Raw genomic sequence first — 14,371 nt, 5'->3', positions numbered from 1 at the left:
GAGCCGGGGCACCGCCGTCCACGAGCCCGTGCCGGGTCTGCCCGCTCGCTCCCCACCACTTACCTTCACCAGGTCACGGGAAGTTCGTACACCCCGTAGACCGCCGCGTCCTCCTTGTACGGCAGCTCGTCCGCCGGTTTCGCCAGCCGGAGCGTCGGCACGCGGCGGAACAGCGTGTCGAACACGATCTGCAGCTCCATCCGCGCGAGGTTCTGGCCGAGGCACTGGTGCGCCCCGAAGCCGAAGGCGATGTGGTGCCGGGCGCCGCGTTCGATGTCGAAGTCGTCAGGGCGCTCGAAGGCCTCCGGATCCCGGTTCGCCGTGTTGCCGAGCGCGATGACGCCCTCGCCCTTGCGGATGAGCACCCCGCCGAGTTCGACGTCCTCGACGGCCACGCGCGAGTTCGCCAGTTCGGCGATCGTGAAGTACCGCAGCAGTTCCTCGACGGCGTCCGGGGTCTTCGCCGGGTCTTCGCGGATCACGGCGAGCGCCTCGGGGTGCTCCAGCAGCGTGATGGTGCCGAGCGAGATCATGTTCGCCGTGGTCTCGTGCCCGGCGATGAGCAGCAGGAACCCGAGGCTGACCAGCTCCTCGCGGTCGTCCTGCTTCGCCAGCTGCCTGCTGAGCAGGTCGTCACCGGGTGCCTGCGCCTTCTTTTCGAGCAGGTCGAACAGGTAGTCCCGCAGCTCGTTGACCGCCGTCGAGCGCTCCTCGGCCGGGGTGGTGCGCCGCAGCAGCTTTGCGGACCGCTCCTGGAAGAACTCGTGGTCGGCGTAGGGCACGCCGAGCAGTTCGCAGATCACCAGCGACGGCACCGGCAGGGACAGCGCCCGCACGAGGTCCGCGGGTTTCGGGCCGGCGAGCATCGCGTCGAGGTGCTCGTCGACGATCTCCTGGATGCGCGGGCGCAACGCGGCCATCCGCTTGACGGTGAACTCCCCGACCACCGCCCGGCGGGCCGGCCCGTGCTCGGGCGGGTCCATCCCGATCAGGGACGCGCGGAAGAGCGGCGGCTGCTGCTGCCGCTCGACCAGGAGCGGGAAGCCCGGGTTGCGCCGGTCGGAGCTGAACCGGGGGTCGGTCAGCATGGTCCGGATGTCCTCGTGCCGGGTGAGCGCCCAGCCTTCGCGGCCGTCGGGCAGCGTCACCCGGGAGATGGGTTCCTCCTCCTGCATCCGGCGGTGTTCCTCGCGTGGCGCGAAGGGACAGGTTCTCGTGATGGGAAGCGGCGAAGCAGTGGTCACGGTTCCACCCCGATCCGTACTGTGAGTATGCGGACGAACACCTTCCACTTCTTTGCCGACGCTACCGAACCGGAAGGACTTCGTCCACCTCCCGTGGGATGCGACAATCGGGACATGACCGCTGACCCGGAGGTCCGCCTGCGTGCCGACGCCCGGCGCAACCGCGACCAGATCGTGGCGGCGGCGAAGGCGATGTTCCTGGAAAAGGGCCTCGACGTACCGATGGAGGAGATCGCCCGCCGGGCCGGGGTCGGCGTCGGCACGCTCTACCGCCGCTTCCCGGACCGGGACGCGCTCATCCGCGCGGTCGCCCAGGACAACTTCGCGCAGATGCTCGCCGAGGCCGAGGCCGCGGCGGCCGAGGAGCCGACGGCGTGGGACGCGCTGGTGCGGCTGCTCAGCGGTTCGCGCCCGCTGCGGTTGAGCATGCACCTCGCCCTGCTGTCCCAGCAGGCGTGGACCGTCGTCCGCGACGACCCGGAGACCCAGCGCTACCGGGATGCGATCCTCGAGATCTTGGAGAACCTCGTCGGCGAGGCGCAGCGTGAGGGCGTGATGCGCGCCGACGTCGGAGCCGGTGACGTGGCGGTGCTCGTGTCGCTGCTGCTCAAGCGGCTGCCCGCGCCCCCGGACGAGGAGCTCCAGGTGCACGACCGCGTCCTGGCGCTCATGCTCGACGCACTGCGCGCCCGGCCGGGCGCGCCGCTGCCCGGCCGTCCCGTGACCGGGGACGATCTCCGCAGGCGCTGACTCCCGCCGGGACTGGCGGATATGCCGATGCGGGCGTTACGGCCGTGACTTATTTTCCGACTCGTCGCGTTCGAGAAAGGAACTGACGTCATGGTCCGCATCACCCGGCTGCTCACGGCGCTCGCCGCCGCCACCTTCGCACTGACCGCCGCCGCGCTCCCGGCCGCCGCGGCGGACGCGAAGGCCACGTGCTCCTCGCTGGAGGTCGTCTTCGCCCGCGGGAGCGGCGAGGTGCCGGGGCTGGGCGTCGTCGGCACTCCGCTGGTGTCCGCCGTGAAGTCGGCGGTCGGCTCGTCCTCGGTCTCGTCGTACGCCGTGAACTACGCGGCCAGCTACGACCAGACGAGCGCCGGCCCCGGCGCGACCGACATGAGCAACCACATCAAGACGACCGCCGCGCAGTGCCCGGACACGAAGTTCGCGATCGGCGGCTACTCGCAGGGCGCGAGCGTCACCGACATCGCGATCGGGATCCGCACCTACCTGGGCACCGGGCAGACCATTCCCACGGACCTGGCCTCCCGCGTGGTGGCGGTCGTCGCGTTCGGCAACCCGCTCGGGCTTTACGGCCAGACCATCAAGACCGCCAGCCCGACGTACGGCCCGAAGTCGCTGGAGTTCTGCAACCGCGGTGACACCGTCTGCGGCGGCACCGGCACGGGCCCCGGCTACGGACACCTGAGCTACCCGAACGACGGCAGCGTGAACACGGCCGCCGCCTTCATCGCGAAGCAGTACAACGCGTCCTGAAGCAGCGGACACCGGCGGCCCCGGGAAAGGGGCCGCCGGTGTCGGCGCCCGGCGGCGGCTGAGGCCGTGCGGTACGAGCGCGAACCGGCTCTCCGGCCGCATGGGGGCTCGCAAGCGGGCGAGTCACTCCGGGGTGCCAAGGTCGCGCGGTGCGAGCGCGAACCGGACCGCGAGGCGATCTTCTCGCTCAGTTCCCCATCGGGTGCCAGACGGTCTTCGCCTCCAGGTAGCGGCGCAGGCGCGTGATGTCCGGCCGCAGCGTCCAGTCCGGCTCCTCGGCGGGCACGTTCAGCACCCGCTTCACCGTGCCCGCGGCGTCGCGCGCCAGGGCGGCCCTGTCCTCCGCGCCCGTCGGGTCCAGCGCGTTCACGTCGGCGTGCGAAGCCAGCCACGGGCCCAGTTCCGCCGCGCGCCCGGTGAGGATGTTCGCCACCCCGCCGGGCAGGTCGGACGTCGCGAGCACCTCGGACAGCGTGATCGCGGGCAACGGCCGTTCCTCGCTGCTCACCACGACCGCCGTGCAGCCCGTCGCGAGCACCGGCGCCAGCACGCTCACCAGCCCCAGCAACGACGACCGCTGCGGCGCCAGCACCCCGACCACCCCGGTCGGCTCCGGCACGGTGAACGAGAAGTACGGCCCCGCAACGGGGTTCGCAGCGCCGAGGACGCTCGCGATCTTGTTGGTCCAGCCCGCGTACCACACCCAGCGGTCGATCGCGGCGTCCACAGTGGACGCCGCATGCCGGGAACCCTCGGACGCCGACACCTCGGCGATGAACTGGTCCCGCCGGCCCTCGAGCATCTCGGCCACCCGGTACAGCACCTGCCCTCGGTTGTACGCCGTGGCGCCGGACCAGCCGGGGAAAGCCTTGCGGGCAGCGGAAACCGCGTCGCGGACGTCCTTGCGGGACGCCTGCGCGGCGTTGGCGAGGAACTTGCCCTTGTCGTCCGTCACCGGGTACACCCGGCCCGACTCCGACCGCGGGAACTTTCCGCCGATGAACAGCTTGTAGGTCTTCGCGACAGCGATCCGGTCAGACATCCAAGTACCCCTCCAGGCCGATGCGGCCACCTTCACGGCCGAAGCCCGACTCCTGGTACCCGCCGAACGGCGCGGCCGGGTCGAAGCGGTTGAACGTGTTCGCCCAGACGACCCCGGCACGCAGCCGGTTCGCGACGGACAGGATCCGCGACCCCTTCTCGGTCCAGATCCCCGCCGACAGCCCGTACGGCGTGTTGTTCGCCTTGGCCACCGCCTCGTCGGGCGTGCGGAACGTGAGCACCGACAGCACCGGCCCGAAGATCTCCTCGCGCGCGATCCGCATCGACTGGTGCACGTCGGAGAACACCGTGGGGGCGAAGAAGAACCCGCGCTCCGGCACCGGGCACGAGCTGGTCCACCGCTGCGCGCCCTCGGCCTCGCCGGAGTCGACGAGCTCGCGGATCTTCGCCAGCTGCTCCGCGGAGTTGATCGCGCCGATGTCGGTGTTCTTGTCCAGCGGGTCGCCCAGCCTCATCGTCGAGACGCGGTACCGCAGCTTCTCCAGCAGTTCGTCCGCAATGGACTCCTGCACGAGCAGCCGCGAGCCCGCGCAGCACACGTGCCCCTGGTTGAAGAAGATCCCGTTCACGATGCCCTCGACGGCCTGGTCCAGCGGCGCGTCGTCGAACACGATGTTCGCCGCCTTGCCGCCCAGCTCCAGCGTCAGCCGTTTCGGCGTGCCCGCGACCTCGCGCTGGATCAGCTTGCCGACCTCGGTGGACCCGGTGAAGGCGATCTTGTCGATGCCCTCGTGCCGCACCAGCCACGAACCGACGTCCCCGGCGCCCGGCAGGATGTTCACCACGCCCGGCGGCAGGTCGGCCTGCTGGCAGATCTCCGCGAACACCAGCGCCGTCAACGGGGTCGTCTCCGCGGGCTTGAGCACCACGGTGTTCCCCGTCGCGAGCGCTGGCGCGATCTTCCACGCCAGCATCAGCAGCGGGAAGTTCCACGGGATGATCTGCCCGGCCACGCCGAGCGGCTTCGGCTCGGGGCCGAAGCCCGCGTACTCGAGCTTGTCCGCCCAGCCCGCGTGGTAGAAGAAGTGCGCCGCGACCGTCGGCAGGTCCGAGTCGCGCGACTCCTTGATCGGCTTGCCGTTGTCGAGCGTCTCCAGCACGGCCAGCTCACGCGACCGCTCCTGGATCAGGCGCGCGATGCGGAACAGGTACTTCGCGCGCTCGGTGCCGGGCATCCGGCCCCACACCTTGTCGTAGGCCCGCCGCGCCGCCTTCACGGCGGTGTCCACATCAGACTCACTCGCCGTGCCGACCTCCGCGAGGATCTCCTCCGTGGCGGGGTTGATGGTCTTGAGCGGCTCGCCGGAGCCGTCGACGAACTCGCCGTCGACGAAAGGCCGGTAGCTGGGTTTGAGGTTCGCCAGGTCGCGCGATTCTGGCGCGGGGGCGTATTCGAATAAAGATTGGCGGCGCAAAGCGTCTCCATCGGGGGTGGTGGTCGGGCGACGGGCGGGCATCTAGTCCACCGTCACGTAGTCAGGGCCGCTGTAGTGGCCGTCGAGCTGGGTGCGCCGCTGCAGCAGCAGGTCGTTGAGGAGGCTGGACGCGCCGAACCGGAACAGCTCCGGCGTGAGCCACTGCTCACCGGCGACCTCGTGCACCGCCACCAGGTACTTGATCGCGTCCTTGGTCGTCCGGATACCACCGGCGGGCTTGACGCCCCGCAGTTCGCCGGTGCTGGTGAACCAGTCGCGGACGGCCTGCAGCATCACGTGCGTGACCGGCAGCGTCGCGGCGGGGGAGACCTTGCCGGTGGAGGTCTTGATGAAGTCACCGCCCGCGAGCAGCGCGAGCCACGACGCCCGGCGCACGTTGTCGTACGTGGCCAGTTCGCCCGTCTCGAGGATGACCTTCAGGTGCGCGTCACCGCAGGCGGCCTTGACCGCCTGGATCTCCTCGAACACCTGCCCGTAGCGGCCTTCGAGGAACGCGCCGCGGTCGATCACCATGTCGACCTCGGTGGCCCCGGCGGCCACGGCGAACTCGACCTCGGCGAGCTTGATCTCCCGGCTGGTCCGCCCGGAGGGGAACGCGGTCGCGACGCTCGCCACGCCGATCCCCGTGCCGCGCAGGCTTTCCACCGCCGTGGCGACGAGGTCGGGGTAGACGCAGACGGCGGCGACCCGCGGGGTGCCGGGCCGCTCGGGGTCGGGCAGCTTGGCCTTCGCGGCCAGCGCGCGGACCTTGCCCCGGGTGTCGGCGCCTTCGAGGGTGGTCAGGTCGACCATCGAGATCGCGGTGTCGATGGCCCAGAGCTTGGCGGCCTTCTTGATGCTGCGCGTGCCCAGCGAAGCGGCCCTGGCCTCGACGCCGACCTGGTCGACGCCGGGCAGGCCGTGCAGGAACCGGCGCAGGCTGGCGTCGTCGCGGGTCGCGTCGTCGAGCCCCGCCGGGAGAGTAGGTGTGCTCACCCCTCGATAGTAGGTTGCTGCTTTCGCGGCTTCCGATGAACTGTGACGCCACCCCAGAAGGCGAAACCCGTGATCTTCACCGTCGGCGCGCCCGGCGGCGGCACGGCGGTGGCGCCCGCGTGGTCCTGGCTCTCGAACGCACCCATGAGCCCGATGCCGTTGACGTCCACCACGATGTCGTCGGGCACCACGATGTCGATCCCGCCCATGATCGCGATCGCCGTGATGGTGGAGTGGCGCTCGGCGAAGCGCGCGCCCCGCAGGTCGAGCTCGACGCCGCCCCAGAACGCGAAGCTCGTGTGGTTCGGCGGCACCACCCAGTTGCCCTTGCGGTTGGCCCCGGACATCACCGCGATGGACGCCTGCGAGCCCGGGATCCCGCCGATGCGCGTGTCCACCGCCTGCGACGGGGCGTGCGCGACGGCCTTGCCCACCGACACGCCCGGCAGGTCCGCGATCGGCGGCTCCAGCTCCACGAGCGTCTTCGCCGCGTACACCGTGTCGAGCCGTTCTTCCAGCTCGGCCACGGTGATCCGGCCTTCGGACAACGCGTTGTGCAGGATCTGCGCCACCCGCTCGCGGTCGGCGTCCGACGCCCGCATCGGTGGTCTTTCCGGGGTCCCCTCCGTCACGCAGGTGAGCGTAGCGGCACCGGCCCGCGCGGCGGGTACCTTTTCCCCATGGACGTCCTGGTAGTCGACCACCCCCTGGCCAAGGACAGGCTCTCGACCATGCGGGACGCCCGCACCGACAGCGCCGCCTTCCGCGCCGCGCTGCACGAGCTGACCGTGATGCTGATCTACGAAGCCACCCGCGAAGCTCCGGTGCGGGCCGAGCGCATCCACACCCCGGTCGCCCGCACCCAGGGGTACCGGCTGGCGAACCCGCCGCTGCTCGTGCCGGTGCTGCGGGCCGGCCTCGGCATGGCCGACCAGGCGCACAAGCTGATCCCCGACGCGCAGATGGGCTTCGTGGGCCTCGCCCGCGACGAGGAGACCCTGCAGCCGACGCCGTACCTGGAGTCGCTGCCGGAAAGCCTCGCCTCCCGGCCGGTGTTCGTGCTCGACCCGATGCTCGCCACGGGCGGTTCGATGGTCTACACGATCCAGCTGCTCGCCGAGCGCGGTGCCACGGACGTGACGGCGATCTGCGCGCTGGCGGCCCCGGAAGGGCTGAAGCGGCTGGAGGAGTCCGGCCTGCCGGTGCGCGTGGTGACGGCGAGCGTGGACGAGCGGCTCAACGACTCGGGCTTCATCGTGCCGGGCCTCGGCGACGCGGGCGACCGGCAGTACGGGCCGCGCTGAGGGCTATTCCCCGGTCTCCCCGTCGACGGCCTCGCGGAGGAGGTCCGCGTGGCCGTTGTGCCGGGCGTACTCCTCGATCATGTGGCAGACGATCCAGCGCAGGTTGGGCACACGCCCGTCCTGCCACGGCTGGACCGCCATCCGGTCGAGCCCGCCGTCCGCGAGCGCCTCGTCGACCAGCTCGCGGGAGCGGGCCACGGTGTCCTGCCACAGCGTGCGGAGTTCCTCCGGGCTGTCGGCGGCGGCCGTCGTCCACTCCCAGTCGGGCTCGGCCTGCCAGTCGATCCCGGTGAACACCGGCAGCGGGTCGTGCCCGAACAGCCGCCGGGAGAACCAGTGGTCCTCGACCCACGCGAGGTGCTTGAGCATCCCGCCGAGCGTCATGGTGGAGGCGCCGACCGTCGCGGTGAGGCCGTCGGCGTCCAGCCCGGCGCACTTCCACTCGAAGGTCGCACGCTGGAACTCCAGGAAGCCCAGCACCGTGGCGGTTTCGCCCGCCGCGACCGGGGGTTCGGGGCGGCCCTGCTCGTCGATGACGGTCACGGCCGGAGTCTAGTGGCGCCGCCACCCCCCGGCGTGTGCGCGCAGCGCGGTTTCGTAGGACGAGGCCACGTCGAAGTCCGGTGGCAGGGTGCCGTTGAGTTCGAGCGAAACGAGCCCGTGCACCAGGCCCCACGCGCTGATGGCGATCGTTTCGGGTGCGACGTCCTCGAACTGGCCCGACTCGACCCCGTTCCGCACGACCTCGACCAGCGGCGCGAGCGCCTCCCGTCCGAGCCGCTGGGCCTCCTCGGTGGGCTCGAAGCCCGGGACGGCGGTCGTGAACATGACCGAGTAGAGGTGCGGGTCGGCGAGCGCGCTCTCCCGGTAGACCAGTCCCAGCCGCACGAGGTCCTCGACGGCGTCCCCGGTCCGCTCGACCGCCCGCATCCGCGCACCGAACCGGTGAAAACCCTCGGCGTACAGCGCGTTGACGAGATCCGGTTTGCTGCCGAACAGGGAGTACACGGCGGTGGTCGACGTGCCGGCGTCGGCGGCGAGCCTGCGCAGGCTGAGCGCCTTGGCGCCCTCCGTGGACAGCAGTTCTCCGGCTCGGTCGAGCAGGCGCAGCCGCAGTGCTTCGTCGTGCGTGCGAGGACGGGGCATGGTCCCAGCGTATCGCAACACTGTTATCAATCCGGCCGCGGGAGTTGACCTGGAGTGCACTCCAGGTCGTACTGTCAGCCACCATGAGCTACTCGATAGCGGAAGCCGCCCGCCGGAGCGGGCTGTCCATCGACACGCTCCGGTACTACGAGCGCATCAAGCTGGTCGACCCGCCGGCGCGCGACACGGCGGGCCGCCGGGCCTACTCGGACGAGGACCTGGCCTGGCTCGAGTTCCTCACCCACCTGCGGACCACCGGCATGCCCATCAAGATGATGCGCGAGTACGCGCAGCTGCGGCGCCACGGCGACGCGAGCGCCGCCCGCCGCATGGGCATCCTGATCGAGCAGCGGAACTCCGTGCGGGCCAGGATCGCCGAGCTGCAGTCCTGTTTGGACATACTCGACTACAAGATCGACAACTACGACCGGATCTGCCGCGACATGGTGGCCGTCGGGGTGACCGTGGAGGAGATGTCGGCGTGATCCCGACGAGGAAGCTCGGTGCGCTGGAAGTGGGCGCGCAGGGCCTGGGCTGCATGGGGATGAGCCACGCCTACGGGGTGCGTGACAACGACGAGGAGTCGATCGCCACCATCCACCGCGCGCTCGACCTCGGCGTGACGCTCATCGACACGGCGAACGTCTACGGCGCCGGGACCAACGAGGAGCTCGTCGGCCGCGCGATCGCCGACCGCCGCGACCGGGTCGTGCTGGCGACGAAGTTCGGCATCGTCTTCGGCGAGGACGGGCAGGGTGTCCGCGGCGACGCGGCGTACGTCCGGCAGTGCTGCGAGGAGTCCCTGCGGCGGCTCGGCCTCGACCACATCGACCTGTACTACCAGCACCGCGTGGCCCCGGACGTGCCGATCGAGGAGACGTGGGGCGCGCTGGCCGAGCTGGTCGAGGAGGGGAAGGTCCGCTACCTCGGCATCTCGGAGGCGTCCGCGGACAGCATCCGCCGCGCCCACGCCGTGCACCCGGTGACGGCGCTGCAGAGCGAGTGGAGCCTGTGGACGCGGGAGCTGGAGGACGAGGTCGTGCCCGTGTGCCGTGAGCTGGGTATCGGCATCGTGCCGTTCTCGCCGCTGGGCCGCGGTTTCCTCACCGGCGCCGTGCGGTCGGTCCAGGACCTGCCGGAGGACGACATGCGGCGCGGCCTGCCGCGGTTCGCGGAGGGGAACTTCGACCGCAACCTCGCGATCGTGGAAGCGCTGCGGGCGCTGGCCGCCGAAAAGGGCGTCACGCCAGGGCAGCTCGCGCTCGCGTGGGTGCAGCACCGCGGCGCCGACGTCGTCCCGATCCCCGGCACGAAGCGCCGCACGTACCTGGAGGAGAACGTCGCGGCGGCGACGCTGGAGCTGTCCGCCGACGACCTCGCCCGCATCGAGGCCGCGGCACCGGAGGACGCCGTGGCCGGCGAACGCTACCCGGCGCACCTGGCCCGCAACGCGGGTCGCTGAAGCCCCCGTGGTCGCGTCTGGGCAGGCGCGACCACGGGTTTTCAGGCCAGCAGCTCCGCGACCGCGGCGGCGGCTTCCGTCAGCGCGACCACGCGCTGCTCCCGCGTCGCCAGCGAGCGGACCGTCACGTTGCCCGCGGCCCAGTCCTCCTGGCCCACGATCACGACCACCTTGGCGCCCGCCTTGTCCGCGCGGCCCAGTTCCTTGCCGAGCTTGCGCAGCTCCAGCGGCGTCGACGTGCGCATCCCGGCGCCCCGCAGCTCGGTGGCGACCTGCCGGGCGGCCCCGGCCAGCTCCTCGGCGACGGGGATGACCACGACGTCGACCTCGCTGCGCGGCTGCGGCGTCAGGCCGTGCGTGCCGAGGAAGTCCATCAGCGTCACGTCACCCATGCCGAAGCCGATGCCCGGGATCTGCTGCGACGTGAACATCCCGGCGAGGTCGCTGTACCGGCCGCCGCCGAAGAGCGCGCGGTTGTTCTCCGGCGAGGTGTCGAAGACCTCGAACACGGTGGACGTGTAGTACGCCAGCCCGCGCACGATCATCGGGTCGAACCGCACCAGGCCCGCGGCCTCGTTGGCCAGCACCTTGACGAGGTTCGACGTCTCCTTGACCTGCTCGGGCAGCTCGTCCAGCAGCGCCGTGCCGGCACCGAGCACGTCACCCAGCTTCTCGAACTGCTTGTCCGGCAGCCCGATCTCCTCGGCCTGCGTGGCCAGGGTCTCGCGGTCGTACTTCTCCCACCGGTCGACCAGCCCGAACACCTGCGGCAGCTGCTCGGCGGTCACCCCGACCAGGTCGGTCAGCGCGCTGGAGAGCAGGTTCCGGTCGTTGGCGCGCACGACGAACATGTCGTCGGTCGCGCCGACGCCCCGCATCAGATCGTGAACCAGCTCGAAGATCTCGATCTCGCAGTTCGCGCTGTCCGAGCCGAAGATGTCGGCGTTGATCTGCCAGTGCTCACGCACGCGGCCCCGCTGCGGCCGCTCGTAGCGGTGGCAGTTCGGGTGGCTGTACCAGCGCACCGGGAACTGCAGCGAGCCCGCGTTCCCGGCGATCATCCGCGCCACCGACGGCGTCATCTCCGGCCGCAACGCCAGCCGGCGGCCACCGCGGTCGGTCAGCGTGTACAGCTGCTGGTCGGCGATCTCCTGCCCGGACTTGCGCTCGTAGATCTCGGCGGATTCGAGGACCGGCCCGTCGTAGCGCTGGTAGCCGTACCGCTCCAGCACGTCGTAGAGATGGCCGAACACCTGCGTCCGGACGGACATTTCCGGGGGCAGGAAATCCCTGGTCCCCCGGTACGGCGCGGTCGGCAGGTACTCGGGCACGACGATCCTCACGGTCGGAAAACTGGTGTGCGCCCAGTTTATCCAGCTAGGCGACGGCCACACCCCAGGCCGTCAGGAGCATCGCCGCCCCCAGCAGCACCGCGCCGCTCACCGTCACCCGGTGGGCGAGCGCCTTGCGGGGGAGCAGGTGCAGGAACAGGCCGCCGGACTGGGCGAGGACGCCGAACAGGAGCAGGAAGCACGTCACCCAGCGGAGTGCTTCGCCGAGCCCGCCCTGACCGAGCAGCTGGAGCGCGACCAGCGCGAGGACGAGCAGCACGCCCGCGTGCGCGTGCCCGGCGCGGAAGAACGCCCGCTGCTCCTCGGTGAGCCTGCGCCTGCGCAGGAGGCCGAGCAGGGAGTAGCCGCCGAACATGACGGTGGGCAGTGACACCAGCGCGATGACGGTGAACAGCTGGACAGGACCGGTGAGCGTCATGCCAGTGACCATAACACTGTTTTAAAAACAGTGTCACGGAACCAGGTGCGCCGCTACTGTCGCGCCCAGCTCCCAGCAGGCCTCCAGGTCGCCCTTGCCCGGCTCGCCGGTGACGGTGACCGCGGCGGCGACCTGCTGCCAGCCCAGCCCGGTCGTGATCGCCTCGATGCCCCGGACGGTCCCGGCGACGTCGCTGCCGCCGTGCACGTAGTAGCCGAACGGCCGTCCGCGGGTGGCGTCGAGGCAGGGGTAGTAGACGGTGTCGAAGAAGTGCTTGAGCGCGCCGGACATGTACCCGAGGTTCGCGGGCGTGCCGAGGAGGAAGCCGTCGGCGGCGAGCACGTCGGGCGCGGTGGCCGCGAGCGCGGGCTTGCGGACGACCGACACCCCTTCGAGCTCGTCGGTGGTCGCTCCGGCCACGACGGCCTCGAACATCGCCTGCACGTTCGGCGAAGGTGTGTGGTGGACGATCAGCAGGGTCGGCATGGCAGCCGAACCTAGTGGCTCACCTGTCCCAGGTCCTGCGTGCCGACGACCTTGAGCAGCTGCAGCGCCTCGTGCCCGGACGTGCCGGGCTCGGTGGTGAACAGCACCAGCTGCTGGTCCCGCTCGGAAACCAGCAGCACCTCGCAGTCGACCTCGAACTCGCCGACCAGCGGGTGCCAGAGTGCCTTGCGCCGGGTGCGCCACGACGTCATGCCGGGACCAGAGCTCCGCGAACTCGTCACTGCCCGCGCGCAGCTCGTCGACGAGTTCCCGCACGTACGTGTCGTCGGGGTACTTCGCCGCCGCGGTGCGCAGCCTGCCGACGGCGGTCCGGCCGAAGTCCGAGTGGTACCAGCGGAAGCCGTCGTCGGGCTGGGGCAGGAAGTGGCGCCGGGCGAGGTTGCGCTCGCGGCGGCCGAACCTCGTCAGGTCACCCATCAGCGCGGAGGCGAGCGGGTTCCACGCCAGCACGTCGAAGGCGATGTCGGTGACGTACGCGACGGCGTCGTCCAGCCGGTCGATCAGGTGCAGCAGACCGGGCGTGACCTCGCGCGACGGCCCAGGGGGCAGGTCCGGCACCTCGCCCGCGAGGTGGAACAGGTGGGCCCGCTCCTCGTCGGACAGCCGCAGCGCCCGCCCGATCCCCGTCAGCACCTGCCGCGAGGGCTGTGGCCCGCGAGCCTGCTCGAGCCGCGTGTAGTAGTCCGTGGAGATCGCGGCCAGGCCTGCCACCTCCTCCCGGCGCAGGCCGGGAGTCCGCCTGCGCAGTCCGGCGGGCAGCCCGACGTCCCGCGGCTGCAGTTTCGCCCGCCTCGTCCGCAGGAAGTCCGCCAGTCCTTTCCGGTCCACGTCCCCAGTCTGCGGCGTGCCGGTGGTTGCTGCCAGGGACCGCCGGTCCCTGGTTGAACGGTCTCTGCCACCGGTGCGCCCCAGCGCCGAGGGTGGAGGCATGAACGAGAAGATCGCCCTGGTCACGGGCGCCAACAAGGGAATCGGCAGGGAGACCGCGCGGCTGTTGCTGGCCGAGGGGGTCACCGTGCTCATCGGCTCGCGGGACGCCGCGCGCGGCCAGGCCGCCGCCGAAGAGCTGGGGGCGAGCGCCCTCACCATCGACGTCACCGACCAGGAATCGGTGGAGGCCGCCGCGAAGGAGGTCGACCAGCGGTACGGCCGGCTCGACATCCTGGTGAACAACGCCGGCATCAACCCCCCGGGGCAGGCGCGGCCGAGCGAGACGACGGCCGAGGTGGTGCGGACCGCCTACGAGACGAACGTCTTCGGCGTCGTCCGGGTGACCAACGCCTTCCTCCCCCTGCTGCGCCGCTCCACCTCGCCGCGGATCGTGAACGTGTCCAGCGAGCTGGGCTCGCTCGCCATCAGCAGCGACCCGGGGTGGTACGCCGACCACCCCATGCTGCTCGCGTACAGCACGTCGAAGTCCGCGGTCAACTCCCTCACCGTCATGTACGCGCACGAGCTCGCGGCCGACGGGATCAAGGTGAACGCCGCCGCGCCCGGCCTGTGCGCGACGGACCTCAACGAGTACCGCGGGTCGCGGACCGCCGCCGACGGTGCCGCGGTGATCGCCCGAGTCGCACTGGCCGCCGACGACGTCCCGTCCGGTCAGTTCCTCGCCGAAGCCGGGATCGTGCCCTGGTAACCGTTCTGACCTGCTGTTTTGTGGTTAACGGACCCCCCTGTTCCAGGGGGGTTCCAGGGTGTGTAATCTTCTCTTCGTCGCCAGGGAGACCGGGCGGCGCGGGGCCACGAACCAAGCTCCCACTGATCGGTGGTAGAGTGGGTGGTCCTGGCCTGGACGGATGTCCACCCCCCGAGGAAATCTCCGGATTACCGGTGGGGTAGAGTCTGGCCCAGACCGAGAAACACAAATTGCGTGTTGTTTGAGAACTCAACAGTGTGCTAGTGAACTAAGCCAGTAGAGCTTTATGTTTGAACCTCGTTTTGGGGTTCCTTTGAGATTGACTA

General features: G+C 70.7%; 16 protein-coding genes and 1 pseudogene. 6 read left to right on the top strand and 11 right to left on the bottom strand.

Annotation, left to right across the window (positions count from 1 at the left end; genetic code table 11):
- Positions 1-65 precede the first annotated feature (65 nt).
- Entirely contained in the window at positions 66-1,175 is a 1,110-nt protein-coding gene (locus BMZ92_RS06760) for a cytochrome P450 (protein ID WP_091504884.1), read from the bottom strand.
- Between the two features lie 183 nt (positions 1,176-1,358).
- On the opposite strand from BMZ92_RS06760, the gene BMZ92_RS06755 reads away from it, so the two are divergent.
- Together BMZ92_RS06755 and BMZ92_RS06750 are read left to right on the top strand one after the other, a co-directional pair.
- Positions 1,359-1,994, top strand: a complete 636-nt coding sequence (locus BMZ92_RS06755) for a TetR/AcrR family transcriptional regulator (RefSeq protein WP_091504883.1) — start codon at positions 1,359-1,361, stop codon at positions 1,992-1,994.
- A gap of 90 nt (positions 1,995-2,084) precedes the next feature.
- A complete protein-coding gene (locus BMZ92_RS06750; RefSeq protein ID WP_091504882.1) occupies positions 2,085-2,744 on the top strand; it encodes a cutinase family protein in 660 nt (219 codons plus the stop codon).
- Between the two features lie 187 nt (positions 2,745-2,931).
- Here BMZ92_RS06750 and BMZ92_RS06745 read toward each other — a convergent pair whose 3' ends face one another.
- Genes BMZ92_RS06745 through BMZ92_RS06730 form a run of 4 tightly spaced genes read right to left on the bottom strand, consistent with a single transcriptional unit; the run spans position 2,932 to position 6,819 of the window.
- On the bottom strand, positions 2,932-3,786 hold the full coding sequence (locus BMZ92_RS06745; protein WP_091504881.1) for an aldehyde dehydrogenase family protein: 855 nt from the start codon (positions 3,784-3,786) through the stop codon (positions 2,932-2,934).
- Positions 3,779-5,263: an aldehyde dehydrogenase family protein gene (locus BMZ92_RS06740; protein ID WP_091504880.1), complete on the bottom strand. Its 1,485-nt coding sequence runs from the start codon at positions 5,261-5,263 to the stop codon at positions 3,779-3,781. The genes BMZ92_RS06745 and BMZ92_RS06740 overlap by 8 nt, the downstream gene beginning before the upstream one ends.
- Positions 5,264-6,217: a deoxyribose-phosphate aldolase gene (gene deoC / locus BMZ92_RS06735; protein WP_091504879.1), complete on the bottom strand. Its 954-nt coding sequence runs from the start codon at positions 6,215-6,217 to the stop codon at positions 5,264-5,266.
- Positions 6,214-6,819, bottom strand: a complete 606-nt coding sequence (locus tag BMZ92_RS06730) for a DUF1707 SHOCT-like domain-containing protein (protein ID WP_091504878.1) — start codon at positions 6,817-6,819, stop codon at positions 6,214-6,216. Before BMZ92_RS06730 ends, deoC begins: the two co-directional genes overlap by 4 nt.
- Before the next feature lie 78 nt (positions 6,820-6,897).
- Between BMZ92_RS06730 and upp the strand changes: the two genes are divergently transcribed.
- Positions 6,898-7,521 carry a uracil phosphoribosyltransferase gene (gene upp / locus BMZ92_RS06725; protein WP_091504877.1) on the top strand — a complete coding sequence of 208 codons (624 nt, stop codon included), beginning with the start codon at positions 6,898-6,900 and terminating at the stop codon, positions 7,519-7,521.
- A gap of 3 nt (positions 7,522-7,524) precedes the next feature.
- On the opposite strand, the gene BMZ92_RS06720 is transcribed toward upp, so the two are convergent.
- Positions 7,525-8,064 carry a DinB family protein gene (locus tag BMZ92_RS06720; RefSeq protein WP_091504876.1) on the bottom strand — a complete coding sequence of 180 codons (540 nt, stop codon included), beginning with the start codon at positions 8,062-8,064 and terminating at the stop codon, positions 7,525-7,527.
- 9 nt (positions 8,065-8,073) lie between these two features.
- Positions 8,074-8,667 carry a TetR/AcrR family transcriptional regulator gene (locus tag BMZ92_RS06715; protein WP_091504875.1) on the bottom strand — a complete coding sequence of 198 codons (594 nt, stop codon included), beginning with the start codon at positions 8,665-8,667 and terminating at the stop codon, positions 8,074-8,076.
- An 83-nt stretch (positions 8,668-8,750) separates the two neighbouring features.
- Between BMZ92_RS06715 and BMZ92_RS06710 the strand changes: the two genes are divergently transcribed.
- Complete coding sequence (locus BMZ92_RS06710) at positions 8,751-9,152, top strand: MerR family transcriptional regulator (protein WP_091504874.1); 402 nt, start codon at positions 8,751-8,753, stop codon at positions 9,150-9,152.
- Complete coding sequence (locus BMZ92_RS06705) at positions 9,149-10,129, top strand: aldo/keto reductase (protein WP_177228564.1); 981 nt, start codon at positions 9,149-9,151, stop codon at positions 10,127-10,129. The genes BMZ92_RS06710 and BMZ92_RS06705 overlap by 4 nt, the downstream gene beginning before the upstream one ends.
- A 41-nt stretch (positions 10,130-10,170) precedes the next feature.
- Here BMZ92_RS06705 and hisS read toward each other — a convergent pair whose 3' ends face one another.
- From hisS to BMZ92_RS06685, 4 genes and pseudogenes are all read right to left on the bottom strand, one after another.
- Positions 10,171-11,460 carry a histidine--tRNA ligase gene (gene hisS / locus BMZ92_RS06700; protein ID WP_091505182.1) on the bottom strand — a complete coding sequence of 430 codons (1,290 nt, stop codon included), beginning with the start codon at positions 11,458-11,460 and terminating at the stop codon, positions 10,171-10,173.
- A 46-nt stretch (positions 11,461-11,506) separates the two neighbouring features.
- Positions 11,507-11,899 (bottom strand): hypothetical protein, encoded by a 393-nt coding sequence (locus BMZ92_RS06695; protein WP_091504873.1) that lies wholly within the window; start codon positions 11,897-11,899, stop codon positions 11,507-11,509.
- 33 nt (positions 11,900-11,932) lie between these two features.
- Complete coding sequence (locus BMZ92_RS06690; RefSeq protein WP_091504872.1) at positions 11,933-12,385, bottom strand: flavodoxin family protein; 453 nt, start codon at positions 12,383-12,385, stop codon at positions 11,933-11,935.
- A gap of 249 nt (positions 12,386-12,634) precedes the next feature.
- Positions 12,635-13,336, bottom strand: a pseudogene (locus BMZ92_RS06685) (helix-turn-helix transcriptional regulator); the annotation flags it as partial.
- Here BMZ92_RS06685 and BMZ92_RS06680 point away from each other — a divergent pair.
- Complete coding sequence (locus tag BMZ92_RS06680; RefSeq protein WP_091504871.1) at positions 13,335-14,045, top strand: SDR family oxidoreductase; 711 nt, start codon at positions 13,335-13,337, stop codon at positions 14,043-14,045. The pseudogene BMZ92_RS06685 and the gene BMZ92_RS06680 sit on opposite strands and share 2 nt — an antisense overlap.
- Positions 14,046-14,371 lie beyond the last annotated feature (326 nt).

It is taken from the genome of Amycolatopsis sacchari (assembly GCF_900114035.1).
Lineage (GTDB): Bacteria > Actinomycetota > Actinomycetes > Mycobacteriales > Pseudonocardiaceae > Amycolatopsis_E > Amycolatopsis_E sacchari.
This window is presented reverse-complemented; position numbering and strand designations above follow the sequence as displayed.